Annotated in this window: 1 rRNA gene; it reads left to right on the plus strand. The window is 55.6% G+C overall.

Annotation, left to right across the window (positions count from 1 at the left end):
* Positions 1-241, plus strand: a 16S ribosomal RNA gene (locus tag M3221_RS27170); the annotation flags it as partial.

The following is a 241-nucleotide window of genomic DNA, read 5'->3' on the forward strand; positions in this document are numbered from 1 at the left end:
TCCCCTTCGGGGGCAGCGGTGACAGGTGGTGCATGGTTGTCGTCAGCTCGTGTCGTGAGATGTTGGGTTAAGTCCCGCAACGAGCGCAACCCTTGATCTTAGTTGCCAGCATTCAGTTGGGCACTCTAAGGTGACTGCCGGTGACAAACCGGAGGAAGGTGGGGATGACGTCAAATCATCATGCCCCTTATGACCTGGGCTACACACGTGCTACAATGGATGGTACAAAGGGCTGCAAGAC

The organism is Domibacillus indicus (assembly GCF_023715895.1).
In the GTDB taxonomy this organism is placed as follows: domain Bacteria; phylum Bacillota; class Bacilli; order Bacillales; family Domibacillaceae; genus Domibacillus; species Domibacillus indicus_A.